The organism is Bradyrhizobium sp. 63_E2_N1_3 (assembly GCF_052076005.1).
In the GTDB taxonomy this organism is placed as follows: Bacteria; Pseudomonadota; Alphaproteobacteria; order Rhizobiales; family Xanthobacteraceae; genus Bradyrhizobium; species Bradyrhizobium barranii.
The window spans coordinates 3,002,078-3,020,497 of record NZ_CP197235.1 but is presented as its reverse complement, the minus strand read 5'-3'; the positions used below and the strand labels follow the sequence as shown (position 1 = coordinate 3,020,497).

11 protein-coding genes and 1 pseudogene are annotated in these 18,420 nt (G+C 62.1%); 2 read left to right on the top strand and 10 right to left on the bottom strand.

Translation table 11 applies throughout. The annotated features are described in order from the left end of the window. The first annotated feature begins 10 nt into the window (after positions 1–10). Positions 11–1,984 (top strand): acyltransferase family protein, encoded by a 1,974-nt coding sequence (locus AB7531_RS14005; RefSeq protein ID WP_063982149.1) that lies wholly within the window; start codon positions 11–13, stop codon positions 1,982–1,984. Positions 1,985–2,093: 109 nt separating this feature from the next. Here the strand turns inward: AB7531_RS14005 and AB7531_RS14000 are convergent, their stop codons facing one another. Then, a complete protein-coding gene (locus AB7531_RS14000; RefSeq protein WP_436855458.1) occupies positions 2,094–4,718 on the bottom strand; it encodes a M10 family metallopeptidase C-terminal domain-containing protein in 2,625 nt (874 codons plus the stop codon). Between the two features lie 662 nt (positions 4,719–5,380). Here AB7531_RS14000 and AB7531_RS13995 point away from each other — a divergent pair. Then, positions 5,381–7,198 (top strand): annotated as a pseudogene (locus AB7531_RS13995) (chloride channel protein). Here AB7531_RS13995 and rfbG read toward each other — a convergent pair. From rfbG to AB7531_RS13950, 9 genes are all read right to left on the bottom strand, one after another. Further along, on the bottom strand, positions 7,162–8,235 hold the full coding sequence (gene rfbG / locus AB7531_RS13990) for a CDP-glucose 4,6-dehydratase (RefSeq protein ID WP_063986227.1): 1,074 nt from the start codon (positions 8,233–8,235) through the stop codon (positions 7,162–7,164). The pseudogene AB7531_RS13995 and the gene rfbG overlap by 37 nt on opposite strands. Next, positions 8,232–9,002, bottom strand: coding sequence for a glucose-1-phosphate cytidylyltransferase (gene rfbF, locus AB7531_RS13985; protein ID WP_038957498.1), 771 nt, complete (start codon positions 9,000–9,002; stop codon positions 8,232–8,234). The genes rfbG and rfbF overlap by 4 nt, the downstream gene beginning before the upstream one ends. 1,210 nt (positions 9,003–10,212) lie before the next feature. Next, positions 10,213–11,409 carry a glycosyltransferase family 4 protein gene (locus tag AB7531_RS13980; RefSeq protein ID WP_063982147.1) on the bottom strand — a complete coding sequence of 399 codons (1,197 nt, stop codon included), beginning with the start codon at positions 11,407–11,409 and terminating at the stop codon, positions 10,213–10,215. Continuing rightward, positions 11,402–12,334: an NAD-dependent epimerase/dehydratase family protein gene (locus tag AB7531_RS13975; RefSeq protein WP_038957496.1), complete on the bottom strand. Its 933-nt coding sequence runs from the start codon at positions 12,332–12,334 to the stop codon at positions 11,402–11,404. The genes AB7531_RS13980 and AB7531_RS13975 overlap by 8 nt, the downstream gene beginning before the upstream one ends. 2 nt (positions 12,335–12,336) lie before the next feature. After that, a complete protein-coding gene (locus AB7531_RS13970; protein WP_063982146.1) occupies positions 12,337–13,185 on the bottom strand; it encodes a class I SAM-dependent methyltransferase in 849 nt (282 codons plus the stop codon). Continuing rightward, positions 13,175–13,798: an acyltransferase gene (locus AB7531_RS13965; protein ID WP_063712108.1), complete on the bottom strand. Its 624-nt coding sequence runs from the start codon at positions 13,796–13,798 to the stop codon at positions 13,175–13,177. Before AB7531_RS13965 ends, AB7531_RS13970 begins: the two co-directional genes overlap by 11 nt. A 103-nt stretch (positions 13,799–13,901) precedes the next feature. Next, positions 13,902–14,891: a glycosyltransferase family protein gene (locus tag AB7531_RS13960; protein ID WP_436855461.1), complete on the bottom strand. Its 990-nt coding sequence runs from the start codon at positions 14,889–14,891 to the stop codon at positions 13,902–13,904. Between the two features lie 99 nt (positions 14,892–14,990). Beyond that, positions 14,991–16,829 (bottom strand): asparagine synthase (glutamine-hydrolyzing), encoded by a 1,839-nt coding sequence (gene asnB / locus AB7531_RS13955; RefSeq protein WP_063982144.1) that lies wholly within the window; start codon positions 16,827–16,829, stop codon positions 14,991–14,993. Positions 16,830–16,832: 3 nt separating this feature from the next. Then, positions 16,833–18,383, bottom strand: coding sequence for a lipopolysaccharide biosynthesis protein (locus tag AB7531_RS13950; protein WP_245328605.1), 1,551 nt, complete (start codon positions 18,381–18,383; stop codon positions 16,833–16,835). Between the last annotated feature and the right edge of the window lie 37 nt (positions 18,384–18,420).

Genomic DNA, 18,420 nt, shown 5'->3' with positions numbered 1-18,420 from the left:
CGGTAGTCAAGTGCTGGCCACGCTTCTTCGTGTCCCTATCGTCGCCACGCATGTTAGGGCTATAAGAATCGGCAGCAGCAGCGTTGAGATTATGACGATATACCGTCCCGACATCGATGGGTTACGCGCGGTCGCCGTATTCCTGGTCCTTGGTTTTCATGCCTTTCCGGAAGTTGTCCCCGCCGGTTTTGTCGGAGTTGACATCTTCTTTGTCATTTCTGGATTCTTGATCACGGGCATCATTCTGGCAAATGACTTTTCATTTGCGGGCTTTTACGCGCGCAGGGCGCGTCGTCTGTTTCCGGCATTGCTGTTAGTAACCACGACCGCGCTGAGCTTCGGCTGGGTCTTTTTGACGCCCAGCCTTTTCGAAGCGCTCGGGAAACAAGTGGCCGCTGCAGCCTTATTCCTACCCAACTTGCTGTTCTGGACCGAAACGGGCTATTTCGATCTTGCCGCATCGACAAAGCCGCTCCTGCATCTCTGGTCGCTCGGGGTCGAAGAACAGTTCTATCTGGTCTGGCCGGTATTGATGCTGATCGGCGTGAGATTCCGTCTCCGAATGGAATGGATGCTTCTCGCCATTACTCTGCTGTCACTTCTGCACTGCTGGAGTCTCAGCCATTTCGGCCACACCTCTGCAGCTTTCTACTCGCCGCTTGCGCGGGCTTGGGAATTGTCGGCGGGCGGTTTGTTGGCGGTGATGAGAACGGGAAGCGCCAAGTCTGCCAACTCTACAATCTTTGTCATCGTTGGAGTGTCGATGATCGCGCTCGTCGCCTTCTTTGGCATCGGCCAGGCGGCTTGGCCGAACAAGTTCGCGTTGGCGATCGTTGCCGGGTCGATGCTTGCGATCCGTTACGGCGCAACATCGAGACTTGCGACGCGAACGCTGGGTAGCGGCTTGATGGTTTTCCTGGGCAGGATCAGCTACCCGCTCTACTTATGGCATTGGCCAATCCTGGTTTTCGCCTACATCAAGAATGGCACTACACTCGCGCCATGGCAGGCATCGGCGTGTTTGGTTGCGAGCATCTGTCTAGCAATCCTGACTTACCTGGCGGTCGAAGTGCCGCTCAAGAAGCATCTTCGACTTTCGCCTCTCGCGCGGGGCGCTGTCGCGTCGCTTGCCGTTGTCGGACTGGCCGGCTTTTCAATTGCATTTGCGCATGGAATCCCCAGCCGGCTACCCGACGCATTGCAAGCCGCTCTCGCCTACGAACGCTATGATTTCAAGACGGATGCCTACAATCCAGGGTGCTGGCTCGGAAATGAGGAGGATACTTCCAAGCTGCTGCCGGTATGCCTAAAGACAAAGCGAAACGACGCGATCGTGATCTGGGGAGACTCGCATGCTGCGCGGCTTTCGCCTGGTCTTCGGGAGGTTTTCGGTTCGGAGCGCATTTCGCAGCTCACGAGAAATGGCTGCGCCCCCCTGCTCGGACTTGGCGAGCCCGCGTCGTCGGGATGTCGCGACGGCAATGCGGCGGTCTTCGAGCTAATTCGGAAACATCCTGCCCAGACTGTCATCTTATTTGGTGCCTGGCAGAATTATCCGAACGATTGGAAGACCGGCTCAGCGTATGCAGCCATGCTTGAGGACACGATCGCGAAGATAAGGGCAGCCGGCGTAGCCGAAATATTTGTCCTTGGGCCTGCTCCGAGATTCGATCCGAGCCTTCCCTCGCGCCTGCTGCAATCTTGGCTGCAGTACAGATCGGATATGTTGCCAGGCCGCTTGCAAATTGACCTCAGCAAGACACTTGCCATCGAGAACGGAATTGAACGCGTCGCCAGAGAGAATGGGACGCGGTACATTTCCCTGATCAAGCTGTTTTGCAACAATGAAGGTTGCCTCACCAAAATTCCAGGCTCAACCAGCGATCTGGTCACCTGGGACTACGGTCATCTGACAACGAATGGCGCAATCCTTGCTGCTCAAGCGATCCAGAAGATGGACACCGCACTATCGACGGCAAGGTGAATGGCGATCGCGTGACACAAGTCCCCCTGCTGCCGCGATTTTGTCGTTGCCTAGGGAGACCACGCCAAGACGTTCCGGTTCACGAACGCAGGACGCGAACGCCGGTCAACTAGAAAAAGAACCCCGAATGATGCTCCCCATTCACGACTGACTCGTGGAGAGCTCCAATAACACCGTCCCCGTTCAGGTCTTGATGGAAATTGCTCTCTAAAGCGGCCAACGAAGCGCTTGAGCCCAGCACCCCACCGATCAGGTTGCCCGCCTGACCGTCCGCGAATGGCAAACCACCATGCTTCAGTTCAGGGCCAGCGCCGTCATTTCCGAGGTTGCCGAAATAGAACTTAGCGGAGGCCAGCTTGTTCGAGCCGAAAGCTTCGATCCCCGCCGTCGGTGCTGGCGACGCACCAATGACCCCGTCTCCGTTCAAGTCCTGATGAAAACTGCTCTCGAAGGACACCAACGAAGCGTTTGTCCCTGACACACCACCGATCAAGTTGGAAATGTAGTTGCCATTGCTGTCGGTGCTCCATACCGAGTAGTTATCGGCGCCGTCCACTTTCCACGCTACCTGATATCCGGAGCCGATCTGCTCGACGCCGATAGGACTCCAACCGCCCGCCTGGCCCGCCACAAATGGAGAACTGTTGTATTTCAGTTCTGGGCCCGCGCCGCTACTAATGTTGTCGAGATAGAAATTACTGCCGACCTGGACCAGCTTGGTGGAACCGAAAGATTCGATCACCGCTGTCAGTGCCGTCGACGCTCCAATTACTCCGTCCCCGTTCAAGTCCTGATGAAAACCGCTCTCGAATGACACCAACGAGGCGCTTGAGCCCGACACGCCGCCGATCAGGTTAGAAATGTAATTGCCATTGCTGTCGGTGCTCCACACCGAATAGTTGTCAACGCCGCCCACTTTCCAGGCGACCTGATAGCCGGAGCCGGTCTGCTCGACGCCGATCGGGGTCCATCCGCCCGCCTGACCGTCCACGAATGGCGAACCGTTGTATGTCAACTCCGGGCCTACGCTGCCGCTGCCGACCTCGCCAAAATAGAAATTAGAACCCACCTTGACCAGCTCTGTTGATCCGAAGGACTCAATCACCGTTCTCGATGGTGAACCAATGATACCGTCCCCATTCAGGTCTTGGTGAAAAGCGCTTTCGAATGACGCCAACGAAGCACTTGAGCCGGAGACGCCACCGATCACGTTGGAGATGTAGTTGCCGTTGCTATCGGTGCTCCACACTGAATAGTTATCGACGCCAATCACCTTCCAGGCCACCTGATAGCCGGAGCCGATCTGCTCAACTCCGATCGGAGTCCAGCTGCCAAACTGCCCGGCTACATAAGCCGTGCCCTGATATTTCAGCGTTGGCCCTGTGCCGGCGCCAACCGGGTTAAGATTATAGAGGCCGCCCGACTGGACAAGCGCAGTCGTGCCCATTGCTTCTATCGTGACAGGGATCAACGACGAGCTGGCGACCGTGCCATCTGCAAACTGAAGGTATTCAATGCCCGTGTCGGTATCCACGCCATCGGGCGAGGCACCACGCAAATCCGTGACGGTGAACGTCTGCGTGCTCGCATTGAACGAAATAGAATAGTTCGCCCTATTGCCCGAATACACCGCCGTATCGGTACCGGCGCCACCAATAATGGTGTCGTTGCCGCCACCGCCAGTGATCGTATCGTTGCCGGAGCCGCCGTTCAGTGCGTTGGCGATGACGTTCCCGATGATCGTGTCGTTGCCGGCCCCGCCGGTGGCGTTGTCGATGTAGGATCGCGCGTCGTTGTTGTAGAGATAGGCGTTGTAGACATTGCCCGAAGCGGAATGGCCGTTGCCGAGATTGGCCAGTTGCACCGACGAGAACAGTGACGACGCGCCGGGATTGAGATTGATGCCCAGGTTCGTCGTGTAGTTTGACAGATCGTAGGTATCGACGCCGCCGCCGTCCCACACCGTCTCGTAGATACGGTTGGCCGAGCCTCCGACGCCACCGCCCGGCGCGAGCTGTCCGACGCCGTTGATGAACTCCTGCCCCGTCGCCGGGTTCCAGCTGTAGACCGTGCTGCCGCTCTGGGTCGTGTAGTTCGCGCCGTACATCGTTTGTAGCGCGAGGATATCGTTGGCCATGTAGGTCTGCGGATATCCATACGCCTCGTTGGTATACCCGCTCGTGGTCGAAGCACCGACATAGCTGCGATAGCTCATGACGGTATATTCGCTGTCGTCGTGGGCCGTGGGAACTGCGACGTTAGCGACGCCGCCAGTTTCCTGACTGTGCTTGAGGCCAAGTGCATGACCGAGTTCGTGCAGCGCGGTCGTGAAATAGTAGTTGCCGAGCTGGGCCAGCGAATAGTTATACTGTGTTCCAAACCACACATCGCCGCCGGATGCATAGTTGCCGGGGTAATAGGCATAGGAGGTCGGATTGGCCGAGTGCGATTGCGCGATCATGACGTCGGCGCCGTTGGTGCCTGCGTACTGGATGCTGGCGTTGGTGTAGCCAAGGATCAACCCGATCGCGTAGTTGATCGCGGCCTGCATCTGGCTGGGCGCTGAAGCAAAGCCTGAGGTCGTCGGCTCGCTGTTGCCGCCCGTGTATGGATTCGCGTAGTCGCCAGGCGCGTCGGGAAAGCTGTAGGTGATGGTGCCCGACCATTTGTAGCCTGACAGCATACCGTCGATATCGCTGTTATTGGACTTGCTGATCGTGACTGCGTTGGCCATTGGACTCTCCAGAGCAGCTAGGCACGCTCGACGTAAGGCGCAGAATGCTCATTCTAGCTTCAGAGGTATACGTTCGGTTTAATTTTAGCGGTCGCGGCGCCACCTCGGTCATAATACCTGCCATGTATCGGATTCCGTAATTATACGGACCATGGGTGGAAGCCAGATCTCGGTTTCGGCGTAGGGAAGTCATGAGAATATACCTGTTCGCGGCCGGCCTTTGTGGGGCTCTGACAGCGATGGCCGAGCTGCATCCGCCGCTCTTCGGAAGAAGAGTGCCTGTCACGGTCGGAAAAGCCGGCGCTGATGGGAGCAGCAAGGCTGGTTCAATGCGTCGGTGAAGGTGCAAACGCCGGGGTCCGGCCGACCGGTCTTGCGTCCGATATCGAGCGCGCCATCCTCGCCTCATCGTCCTGCTCAAATCGTATCTCGCGGTCTGCGTCGGGCGCGCGCCTGAATCACGCGATCTCCTCGCAGGCGCGCATCTCCGAGATTCTGGAGCTGCCGCGCTAGACGGTCCGTCACCTGACTTTCAAGCCTACCTGCCCGTCAGCAATTGATCCGTTGATTTATATCGCTTTACGATATGTTTTTCGCCGCCGTCCGGCCTGAGCGGCGGCTCCGTCATCATTACAATTGCGTTATTCTCCGATCGGACCAAGATGCCACGCTCCATCCCCGCCAATTCCCTGCCGCGCCTCGGCGACTTCACGACAGACCGGCGTGTTCTGATGCTGGTCGCCATGGCCGTCTTCGTCGGCGCCGGCGGCGCGGCGACGGCGTGGCTGTTGCTGCATGCCATCGCGCTCGTCACCAATGCGGTATGGCTGCATACGCTGAGCGCGCAGACGCTCTCGCTGTCGGGCTTGAAGCCCGGCGTCTGGATGGTGGCGGCCCCGGCCCTCGGCGGCCTCGTCATCGGCTTGATGGCGCGCTTTGGCTCAGAGAGGATTCGCGGCCACGGCATTCCCGAGGCGATCGAGGCCATCCTCATCGGCGGCAGCCGTCTCCAGCCGAAGGTCGCCGTCTCAAACCGCTGTCGTCGGCGATCTCGATCGGTACCGGCGGCCCGTTCGGCGCCAAGGGCCCGATCATCATGACCGGCGGCGCCGTCGGCTCTCTCTTCGCGCAATGCTTCCACCTCACCGCCGCCGAGCGCAAGGCGCTGCTGGTCGCCGGTGCGACCGCGGGTATGACGGCGATCTTCGGAACCCCGGTCGCCGCCGTCCTGCTTGCCGTCGAACTTCTCCTGTTCGAGCTGAAGCCGCGCAGCCTGATTCCCGTGATCGCCGCCTGCGTGGTCTCGTCGGCACTGCGACCGTGGCTGATCGGCAGCGGCGCGCTGTTCCCGTTCGCCGGCCAGCTCGATTTGCCGTGGTGGGGACCGCTTGCCTGCGTCGGCATTGGCATCGCGGCAGGCTTGCAATCGGGATTGCTGACCACCCTCCTGTACAAGGCCGAGGACATCTTCGGCCATCTCCCAATTCACTGGATGTGGTGGCCGGCGATCGGCGGATTGCTCGTCGGTGCCGGCGGCCTGATCGAGCCACGCGCGCTCGGTGTCGGTTACGATATCATCGGCGACCTGCTCAACGACAACATTGCGGTATCGGCCACGGTCCTGATCCTGCTCGTGAAGTCTGCGATCTGGATCGTTGCCCTGGCATCGGGCACCTCCGGCGGCGTCCTCGCGCCGCTTCTCATTTTCGGCGGCTGCGCCGGCTGGCTCGAAGGACAGCTGCTGCCGGGCCCGCATGGTGCGTGGGCACTCATCGGCATGGCCGCAATGATGGGCGGCACCATGCGCTCGCCGCTGACCGCGATCCTGTTCGCCGTCGAGCTGACCGGCGAATTTGCGATGATGGGACCGCTTCTGATTGCCACGAGCGCTGCTTATGCGCTCACCGTGTTACTTCTCAAGCGCTCGATCCTCACCGAAAAGATCGCGCGGCGCGGCCAGCACGTCGTGCGCGAATACGGCATCGACCCCTTCGACCTGCTTCGCGTGAGCGAAGTGATGGTGAAGGATGTCGATACCCTGCCCGCAACCATGACCGTCGGCGAAGCGGTATCGTTTTTCTCCCACGGGGAACGACGTCACAAGTCCTATCCGCTGATCGACGCCGGCGGAGGGGTCTCCGGTCTCGTCGGCCGCTCGGACGTGCTGCGGTGGCGCGCGGAAAAGCGCCGATGGTCGCGCCACCCTGTTCGACTGCGCATCAGACCGCTCGCTCACGCTCGGCTATCCGGACGAGCCCGTCTCGCATGTTGCCGATCGGATGGTTCTGGCCGACGTCGGGCGGGTGCCGATCGTCGAGCGCGCGACCGGGCATCTCGTCGGCTTGGTTGCCCGCAAGGACCTCCTGCGCATTCGCGCCACCGCGAGATCGGTCGAGACACGGCGGTCCGCTTTCTTCGGCCCCGTCCGCCGTGAGCCGTCACGTCACGCGACCGTCCTCGACGACGCACCGACAACCTGATCGAGCTGGTCGATCGAGAATTTGCGCAGGTCTCTGCCCTCGCGCAGCGCCTTGTACCAGTCGACGGTGAGCCGCAACCCCTGCGTCAGATCGAGCCGCGGCGTCCAGCCGACCTCACTCCGTGCCTTGGCGCAGTCGAGCCTGAGATAGGCGGCCTCGTGCGGATGCGGGCCCGCGTCGGCGGTCCAGCGCGCACCCTCGCCCCACTGCGCGATCAGATGTTCGACCACGGCTCCCACAGGCACCTCGCTTGCGGCGTCAGGGCCGAAATTCCAGCCGCCAATGAAACGCCCGTCGGCCGCCAGCCGCTCGACCAGCGTCAGATAGCCCAGCACCGGATCGAGCGCGTGCTGCCAGGGCCGCACCGAGTTGGGATTGCGAATCCGCAACGGCTCGCCCGCAAGGAACGCCTGCATCGCGTCCGGAACGAGACGGTCGCGCGCCCAGTCGCCACCGCCGAAGACATTGCCGGCCCGCGCGGTCGCGACGCGCGCCGCACCCGGAGCCTTGAAGAAGCTGTGGCGATAGGAGTGCGTCACCAGCTCGGCGCAGGCCTTGCTGTTGCTGTAGGGATCGTCGCCGCCGAGGCGATCGACCTCACGGAAGGCGACGCCCGCCCCGTTGTTCTCGTAGCACTTGTCGCTGGTGACATTCAGGATAACCCGCACCGAACGCAGCTGCCGTGCCGCCTCCAGCACATGCACCGTGCCCATCACATTGGTCGCAAAGGTCTCGACCGGCTCCTCGTAAGACGGGCGCACCAGCGCTTGCGCCGCCATGTGAATGACGATGTCGGGCTCGGCCTCAGTCATTGCGGCGCGCAAGGCGGAGAGATCGCGAATGTCGGCGATGCGCTGCCTGATGTCGTCGGCGATGCGCGCCGTCACGAACAACGAGGATGGATGCGTCGGCTCGAGCGCGTAGCCGTAGACGCTGGCGCCGAGGCGGCGCAGCAACAGCGAGGCCCATGCCCCCTTGAAACCGGTGTGCCCGGTCAGAAAAACCTTCTTGCCGCGCCAGAATGCGGGATCCGTCACCAGACTCTCCATTTGGCGCGGTGGTTCGCCCATTCGCCCTCGAGGAAGTTGCGATCACGCAGCGAATCCATCGGGTGCCAGAAGCCGGGATGCACATAGGCGCGGAGATCGTCCCCACTCACGAGCTGCTCCATCGGCTCGCGCTCCCAGATCGTCTTGTCGCCTGCGATGAGCTCGCCGACCGACGGCGACAGCAGGAAGAAGCCGCCATTGATCCAGCCGCCGTCGTCGTTCGGCTTCTCCTCGAAATTGACGACCCGATCACCCTCGATCGCAACCGCGCCGAAGCGTTTTGCAGGCCGCACCACCGAGACGGTGGCGCGCCGCCCATGCGCCTTGTGGAAAGCGATCTCGGCGGCGAGGTCGATGTCGGCAACGCCGTCGCCATAGGTCAACGCAAAGAAGGGCTCGTTCGCGACGTAAGGAAGCACCCGCTTCAGCCGCCCGCCGGTCTGGGTGTCCTCGCCGGTGTCGACCAGCGTGACGCGCCAGGGCTCGGCGGTTTCGCGATGCACCTCCATCCGGTTTTCGGCCATATGAAAGGTCACGTCGGACATGTGCAGGAAGTAGTTCGCGAAGTACTCCTTGATCATGTAGCCCCGGTAACCAAGACAGATCACGAAGTCATTGAAGCCATAATGACTGTAGATCTTCATGATGTGCCAGAGGATCGGACGGCCGCCGATCTCGACCATCGGCTTCGGACGGGTGCTGGTTTCCTCGGCGATACGGGTGCCGAGACCTCCGGCAAGAATTACGACCTTCATTGATCTCTCCAGTCGGGAACACGCATTCTTGGCAACTTCTATACAAACCGGCGGCAACCGGGAAAATCCATCTCAGCGAGAGGTTTAAAGGCAATATCTCAGCTGGAGCAACCCTCTTGGCATTTCCCGTATAGCCGCATGACGCTGACAGCCTCTCCGAGAACCGATCGTGCCGTTAAATGGCTATGAGACTGCCGAATCTTCGTGGGCTCGGGGGCAGCGCTTCATCGGGTAGCACGATCGGGTAGCACGCCTGCGAAAGGCCGCTCGAGGCTAGCGCCAAGGACGGGTCAGCTGACAGACAATTCACCGGCAGCCGGCGCCACATCGCTCTGTTCGAGCGGTCCGGCACGACATCATTGTACTACTCTAAGGCGCCGTTGACGCGACCGTCAACCTTGGCCTGCTCAGCCGAGCCAATCCGTTACCAGTGCGCCCCGTGCAGACCAACAAGACCTCGGTGCAGGACGTCATCAACATGCTAGGTCTCGCCAAGCGACCGAAAACGCGAATCTGCCAGGCCACAACCAGCGAATATCCGCGAGCGCGCCGAGAAGGTCATCGAGCCCTCGGGCTCGCGCTCCAAGCTGGTGTTCAAGCCGCTGCCTGCCGCAGGACACCCGCGCCAGCGCCAATCCGCTGGCACTGCACGGTGTCCTCATCACCAGCAGACCGCGCCGAACTCGGCGGGCTGCGCAATTACCTGGTCTTCAAGCGTCGCGCTCACGGCGCCAACGCCGCAAAGTTGCGGAGCGCGATCGACGGCTATGTAGAGCAGCTGAGTTCTAGGCTACGGCCGCTTCGGAAGCCGTGAAGCTCGGTCTTCGGCTAAGCAGATCGGTGACTGCTGGTAAGCTCTTACACAATTCGCGTACATCCGCTTCTCTATCAGGTAGTCGAAAAGGCTGAACACGGCGAGTAGCGCAAGCCTCACGCCCGCTACCATCGCAGCCGAACAAATCACCGCGTGCTGCACCGGCGACGTAATGGAGAACTTCTGACTAAAGCAGCCTGCTGTTTGGACCGATAAATAGCGGGTTCCGATTGAGTATGAATTCAGCGTCCGCCTGCACTCGAGGAACGTCCAAGCAGTATCTTCGTTCCGCGCGCGGAACTATCTGCAAATGGCGCAATTCCGCAGCACCGCGATTCTCTTCCTGCTCCGGTACGTGATGCCGCGAAGCATCTTCGCGCAGCAGGCAGCTACCGACTAGCGCTTTCCCGCATTCTGCATCACGTCCGCGGTCAGCCGGACGAAATCCGCAACGAACGCCTTCACGCGCTGCTCGACGTCAGGCAGCAGCCTCCGGACGGTCGCAGGATCCGCTGATTGCGCGGCCTCTGCCATGTGATCGGCCAAGGCCGCAGAATCGCGAATACCGAAATACCGGGCGCGGCCCTCGGTCTGTTCGCGATGCACATCGAGGTCAGACAGCAGCATCGGGACACCAAACGACTTTGCCTCCTCGACGGTGGTGCTCCACCCCTCGCACTCCGACGGATTGATCAGCGCCACCGATGCGCGCAGGAGCGCGTAGACATGGTCCAGCGGAATCATTCCGAGGTGCCGAAAATTCTTCTCCAGGCCGCGCGCATCGACCTCCCGCATCATCGTGTCGAAAAGATCGGGCTCGCGGAAGTCCAGCGGGCTCCCCGACGCCGCGACCACGACGTCCAGCCCCCGGCGTTTCAACAGGCCGAGCGCATCGACGACGAGTTGATGATTTTTGTGACGCCAGAACTGGTTTGGCAGATAGAAATAGCGCGGCGGCAAGCCGTAGCTTGCGATCACCTCGGACGGATTCGTGGTCAGCAGGCCGGCCGGCGGCTCGGTCGCGAACCGGACCACGGAGACACCGTTCGACAAGCTTGGATAAAATCGTTTGAGGTCGCCGAGCGCGGTGGCACTGCTCAACATGATGTGGCGGCCGGACGCAAGCTGGACCCGAAAGCCGATATCACGCCGCCAATAGGCGCTCCTGGAGAAAAGATGCGGAAGCAGGCGGTGCTGGAAATCCGGAAACCAGGCGACCGCCGGTAACGGCAGGCGCCAGCCGAAGAAGCGCGCGGATTCGAACACCAGGTCGATCTTGCGAATCCTGAACTCGGCGACGGCGGGTCCGTCCAGGCCAAAGGCGATCGCGCGGGCGAGATCCGTCGCACGGGCAAGACCAGTCGCTGCGTGATCGAACACCGGCGAGCGCACGACCTCGACGGCGGGAATACCTGCCAGCGCCGCAATCTCCTCGGCATCATCGGCCGTTCCAGCAAACAGCACGGGCGTCACGGCGCCGGGCGCGTACCTGTTGAGCGTATCGAACAGGTTGCGTTGATAGTTGTAGCCTCCCGCCCATAGGCGGCGTGGAATGTTGGTGAATGCGATCCGCACCGGCGCCGCCTCAGGCACGGGCCTGGCCCCTGAACCATTCAACGTAGTCGGCGAGGCCCCGCTCCAGCGGAATGCGCCAATCGAAATTCATATCGCGTACGCGCCCGTTGTCGGCCAGCAGACTCGTCGGATCCCCCGGGCGCGCGACGCCGGAAAACTGCAGGGCCGTGCTGCTCCCCCAATGCCCGATCAGGCCATTGGCAATCTCGGCCACGCTCACGCCGCGCCCCGAGCCGCCATTGATCACGCCAAAATCGTTCTGCCACGGCGCTTCCGCGACGCGCGCCAGCAAGCGAACGACGTCGCGAACGTCGGTCCAGTCCCTGATCTCAGCCCCCGTCCCTCCGAGATTAAGCGTGCGCTGCTCGCTCCGCAGCCGCGAGCAGATATCCCAGAGCACCTGCTTGCGAAGGTTGGGACCGTAAACCGAGAACAATCGCACGACCATGCAGCGAACGTCGAAACTCTGGACGTAGCTGTGACACAGCTGCTCCATCATCCGCTTGTGGTGGCCGTAGGGCGACATCGGCGCCAGCGCCGCGCTTTCGGGAATCGGACCGGTGTGATCGGCACCGTAGACCGCCGCGCTCGACACCACCACCAGCCGGCTCGCGGGCGCAAAGCTTCGAAGCCATTCAAGCAGGCGCGCCGTACTGGCTACGGTCCGCGAAAAATCCTCGAACGGACGCTCTATCGACAATCCGACGGACGATCCACCGGCGAGGTGGAAGACGTGCGACGGCAGTCCGTGCGCAGCAGCGAGCGCATTCAGGTTGGCCGCGTCGACCTCGCCATTGATCCAGGTCTGCAAGCCGAGCCCCCGCGCATCGCCCGGATCGAGTGCACCATGACCGACACCATGCACCGCATGCCCGCTGCCCGCCAGCTCGCGGACGAGATGGCGGCCGATGAACCCGTTCGCGCCGGTAACCCACATCGACATCGCTAGACCTTGTGACAGACGAACGAATAGAGCCGGCCAGGCCGGTGGTCGAAGCGCTCGGCAAACGAGAGCAGGGAGGCGAACACGCGCTGCGAGGCAAACGCGGCGCGCCACAGCGGAGCAACCGGAATCTTCCGCGTCAACTTCTCGACCGCCGCGGATCGCAGCGTCTGCGCCGTATACGGGAACAGATTGATGGGGCTTTGGAGCGGCGCCAGCGTCTCGACGGCAAAGCCGGCCGATTTCAGCGCGCCGGTATAGCGGTCGAGCAGGTAGGCATGCTCGCCGCCGTAGAGGTGATGCAGCGGGTGCTGATCGAGGAATTGCTGAAGATCGCTTTCCTTGCTGATCACGTGCTCGCGCGCGGCGATCAGCATGCCGCCGGGGCGGAGCACACGAAACATCTCGCGGCAGGCACCCTCGAGATCGCGCGTGTGATGCAGCACGGCACGCGCAAACACGACATCGAACGTTCTGTCGGCGAACGGCAGGCGCTCGGAGAACTCCTCGACCACGCGGATCGGCAGCTTCGCCTGCGCCGCGAGATCGCGGATTGCCGCAGCGCCAACGATCGCGCTGCCATCGGGCTCGAGCGCGGTCACCTCAAATCCGCTCCGGGCCAGTGCATAGCTCGCAATGCCGCGACCGGCGCCGACGTCAAGTGCCGAGCCGGAGCGACCGGACAGCAACGCCGCAACAGCCTGCCATTCGGTGCCTCGAAAATAGCGCTCTGCAGCCGCAGCCAGCGGATCGTCATAGAAGGCGTCACGCACGAGCTGGCCCTGATCCGGCTGATTGCGCAGCCAGAGCACGGCTTCTTCCCACGTTCGGAATTGTCGATCACCGGTCATCCGAGCGGAGCTCCCGTGCGAGAGCCTGTCGTTCCGCCGAGTCGTTAGCATTCAGCATGCGAATGACGCGCGCCGGGTTTCCTGCAACGAGAGCATAAGGCGGAACGTCGCGCGTCACGACGGAGCACGCAGCAACGACGGCGCCCTCCCCGATCGTCACTCCCTTCAGAACAGTGACATTGAATCCGATCCACGACTTGTCGGCGACCACCACCGGTGCGGTGGGAACGTGAGTCCAGGCCTTCTGGTTGCGGGCCCAATCACGTACGTCGTTGCGTCGCAGATCCCACTCTAGACTATGCGAATCGTGATCGACGATGGTGGCGCCCCACGATACCAGCACGTCATCTCCGATTGAGACGCTGCGAAAGCAGATCAGATTGGACAGACCAATATAGGTCCGGCTGCCAATACGAATGTCAGCCCCTCCGTCCTCGAAAATGATATTGGCATGAACGATAGACTCGTCGCCAATCGTCAGCCGGTTGCCCCGAACACGACGCAGCCGCCGCCATGCCACCGACGTTCCCCGCCCGAGCGTGACCGTGCCGGATCGCCAGCTTTTCCACCCCAGCAGGATATCCAAGCCGCGGATTGGGAGTGAAGCAGCCATCACACCAGCCTTGCCCTCGCAACATCGGTCACAGCGCGGCCGACCGCTGTTGCGCCATCACTCATGAGCGTCATGGCAAATCCACCGACGTGCATGCTTGCTCCTAGAGACGGCTCACGAGGCTTCTAAATAGAGCCCACTGCTGCTGTTTACTATACAAATCTCGGACCGCGGCTCGACCTCGTTCGGCCTTGGCCTTGATCTCAGTCCAGTTGTTTAGGGACGTCTCGATCTGGGCAAGGCAGTCGCTGCCGCCCGCATAAGTCACGATTGTCTCGGAATCCATTCCCCCAGGATAGCGCCCGGCGTCCGACACCAGCAACGCGCCACATCCCATCGCCTCAAAGCAACGCATATTGCCGCGATCGCTGCCCGACATGTCGATCGCGCCGTTCAGCACAATCTTGGCCGAGCCGAGCAGGTCATAGAGATCTCTCCCGAACACCGGCGGCTGGGCAATTTTGGCGACCGCCTTTGGACGCCGGTGCTGCCGCAGCGGCAGCAATCGTCCAATCGCGCTCTCTGCGAGCCTGGTCAGGCGCGACGCATCGAGACAAAGCACGATGTTGCGACCGCCCGCGAGACGCGCGACCTGCTCCAGCGTCCTCGCACGTGCCCGATGGTGCCTCGAGTAGCCGCCGACGAAGACGACATCGATCGGACGTTCGCCGTGGCCATACTCGTCCATCACCGGATCATGCGCCGGAAAGAACGACTCGGCTCGGCATCCTTTGTCGCGCCACATGTCGAGAATCGACGGAAAGTTCCCAAGCACGGCGGCATAGGCCGTGAAATCGGCGTTTCCCGACGGCGCCGCGCGCCAGCACAATGCGGTTTTCACGCAACCCGGCAGCTTGGCGACGAACGCGCTCGGGTAGCGCACGGGATCGAGGTTGTAGAACACCTCGGTGGCGTGATGCTCGATCTGCGCAAGCAGGATGGCCTCGAGCGTCGGCTCGCCCGACATACCCTGCTCACGCGCCCAGCGGCGCTGCAGGACCGCGTCGTCGCCGTTGGTGAAGAAGGCCTCCGGCGATCCATCGAGCACCGGCTGCAGGAAATGCGATGCACCGAAACGATCATTTAGGAACACGTCTCGACGTTCCGCGAAACTTTGGGTGCTCATCGCGAGCTGGTTCAGCCGCGGCAGATAAGATGGGTAAAGGCCGTAATTTTGGAAAAGGCGCATCGTTCAGGCGTACCTTGCCAACATCCATTTCATGTTCAGATACGGCCAGATCCGCCCGACCGCCTCCCAGTCCCACGTCTTCGACGCTGTCAGACGGCCGACCGCTTTGCGCAAGGCAGCTTCATTCACCAGTTCGGCAAACGCCGGCACATCTTGGTCGAGCAGATCTGCCATCCAGCCGGCCAAAGGTCCGTTCAACCATTCGGGCATCGGCGAATTGAAGCCGACCTTGCGGCGCGCCGTCCTGATCGATTCCGGCATCAGATTGGCCATCGCCCGCCGGGCGACCGCCTTAGTATAGCCGTCTGCCGACTTGCTGCTCTCGGGAAGTGCCATCGTGTAGGTCACCAGGCGCCAGTCCATGAAGGGCATGCGGACTTCGATGCCGTGGGCCATCGAGAGACGATCGAAGTTGCGCAGGATGGTGGGCAGCACCGTGCTGTGAAACATGCGGTACAGCCGCCGGTTCAAGCCGCCCCATTCACGCGGCAGCACATCCTCCTCGGCGACCAGCGGAAGCAAGGCGGGAAGATCGCGCAGGCCGCCACGCAGGAAATAGACGCCCTTGCGCTTCAGGGCCAGCATGCGCAGGACATCCACGCCGCACCGCGCCAGCGACGATCGCGAAGCTAGGTCTTCCGTCGCGTTCCGGATCCGAAACCCTAGCGCCTGTCCTTCCTGCATATAGGCGCCCATCAATTCGTCGGCCCCGTGGCCGTCGAGCGACACCGTCACCTCGCTTTGCCTCAATTGCCGATAGATGAGCCACACGGCGCTGGGCAACCCGATATAGACATCGTCGAGGTCGTCGAGAATCCGGTCGAGGTCGGTCAGCGCGTCGCCCTGCCCGATTTCGAGGAAAGTGGGCTCGACCTTCGCCCAGGCCGCGGCCTCCTCGGCCATCGGCCTCTCGTCGTTCGAGGCGCCCGGGAACGTTGCGACGAAAGCATGCCGCCACGCGGTGCTATCGCGCGGCCCCATCCCGGCCCGCTCGTGCGCGGCCATGGTGCAGATCACCGCCGATGAATCGAAGCCGCCGGACAAGCAGGTTCCGATCGGCACGTCGCTGCGCATCCGCAAGGCCACGGCATCCTGGAACAGTTCGCGGAAACGATCGACACGCTCGGCTTCAGTGACCGGCACGGCCGGCAGATGGTCTACGGTCCGCCACCACCGGCGGACACTGACCTTGCCCTGGCGCAGCCACATGCAATGACCGGCCTGCAGACGGCGAACCTGCCGAAACAAGGTTCGTTCACTTCCCTCGATCCCGAAGGCGTCGAGCAACAGCCGGCGCGCCACGTCCATGTCGACGGAAGCATCGATCAGTCCGCTGCGCACCAGCGCCCGCTGCTCAGAGGCAAAAACAAATCGCTCCGGCGACATCGCATAGAGCAACGGCTTGATGCCGAAGCGATCGCGCGCGAGGAACAATTCGCGCGTGCTTGTGTCGAAGATCGCCAGGGCCCACATGCCATTGAAGCGCGGCAGCATGTCTTCCCGCCAGGCTTCCCATGCGGCCAGGATCACTTCGGTATCGGACTGGCTGCGGAAGACCGCGCCTTGCGCCTCGAGCTCGCGGCGCAGCTCGAGAAAATTGTAGATCTCGCCGTTGAAGACAATGACGTAGCGGCCGTCCGACGACAACATCGGCTGATAGCCGCCCTCGCCGGGATCGATGATCGCAAGGCGCCGGTGGCCGAATGCGAGAGTCCGGTCCGCACTGAACCAGATCCCTTCGCCGAACGGACCACGATGCGCGATCAGGCTGGTCAGCCGCGAGATGTCGGCCGGCTCGACCGCATTGCCGCGCAAATTGACGATTCCGGCGATTCCGCACATATCCTAGATGGCCTTCAGGGGCACGAAGCGACTGACAATGGCCCGCAGGTCCTGCCAGCAGGCATTTCGATACGGTCCGAGCTGCGACGCGGCAACTTCGACGACAAAGATAATCGCAGCTGTCAGCGACGAGACGACGCCCACGGACCACCAGGACGGCGCAAGCTGGAACAGTGCACGGTCGAGACCGTAGCGCAGCGCCAGCGCCGTCGCGATTCCGATGCCAAGCGGCATCAGTACGCAATGGACGACGCGCGACCAGATGCCGGGAAGATCAAAACTGCGGCGCAACAGCACGACGATGGTCGTGATCTGCGCGATCATGCCGGCGCAGGCGCTCCAGCCTGCGGCTTGCCATCCGAAGCTTGGCAGGACGATCGCACTGGTGACGAGGGTGACGACACCGGTAACCAGCGCGATGAGCGCGTTGGAGCGCGAGCGTGCCTGCGCCAGCAGATAAAAGCCGAACACGTTCGCACTGGATCCGAGGATGCCGGCAATCGCCAATACGACGAGCACCCGCGCAGCCTCGGCCGCGACCTCGGCACCGGTCCAGACATGCAGCAGCGGACCGGCCACGGGGATCAATGCGCCAAGGGCACTTGCGGCCAGGACGTTCAGAATCCACGACGATCGGAACAGTAGATCGACCTTGCGATCCTCGCTCTCCTTCTGCAACGTGCTGAAGAACGGAAACAGGATCTCCCCGACCTTGAGGATGCCGATATAGGTCGCCTCCTGCAGACGCTGCGCAACACCGTAGAAGCCGACGAATTGCGGTTGCAGCAGCGCGCCAAGCAAATATCGATCGGCCTGCCCCGCAAGCAGCGCACCACCCTGCGCGGCGACTTGCCAACCGCCCAGCCGAACCAATTTTCCGAGCGCCTCGCGGTGCAGCGCGGGCGGAGCGAGCCATTGGCCCATGCCACGGGACCAGACCAGAGCCATCAGCAGACCGGTTGCAAACCCGAGCGCCTGACAGCCGAGAAAAGTCGAGGCATGTGGCGCGGCGGGGATGAGCAGCAGCATCGAAAGCGTCGAGATCAATGTGCTGACAATGCCGATCGAGGCAATCCGGCGATAGTCCTGCCGCGCGGTGAACAACGACACGAAGACCGCCGACACGCATTGGCACAACCAGCCCGCACTGGCCAATGCGAAGGCCAGTCCAAGATCGTCGGCCGCGGGACCTGCCAGATGAAAGCCGAGACGCGCCAGCGGGGCTCCGGCAACCCAAAAGAAAATGGTGATCAGGCCGCCAGCAGCAGTCGCGACCGCGATCGCCGTTGCAAACAGGCGCCGCGCATCATCGCGGTCGGATGGCTCCAGTCGCAGCGCAAGCTCTCGCGCCGTCGACAGTCCGAGTGCGTTGCTGAACACGAGCGCGGGCGCAACGCAGGCGGTCACAAGACCCGCGACACCGAACGCGGCGAGACCGAGGCGAGCGATCACGAAGGGCAGGATGGCCAGGTTCAGCACCACGGCCACGACGAAGGCCACCGCATTCCACGCCGAATTCCCCAGCAGATCGGGCGGTCTTTTCTTTAACGCCATGCCAGCCACCCGGCCTTCACCCCGCAACGCCTTCGCT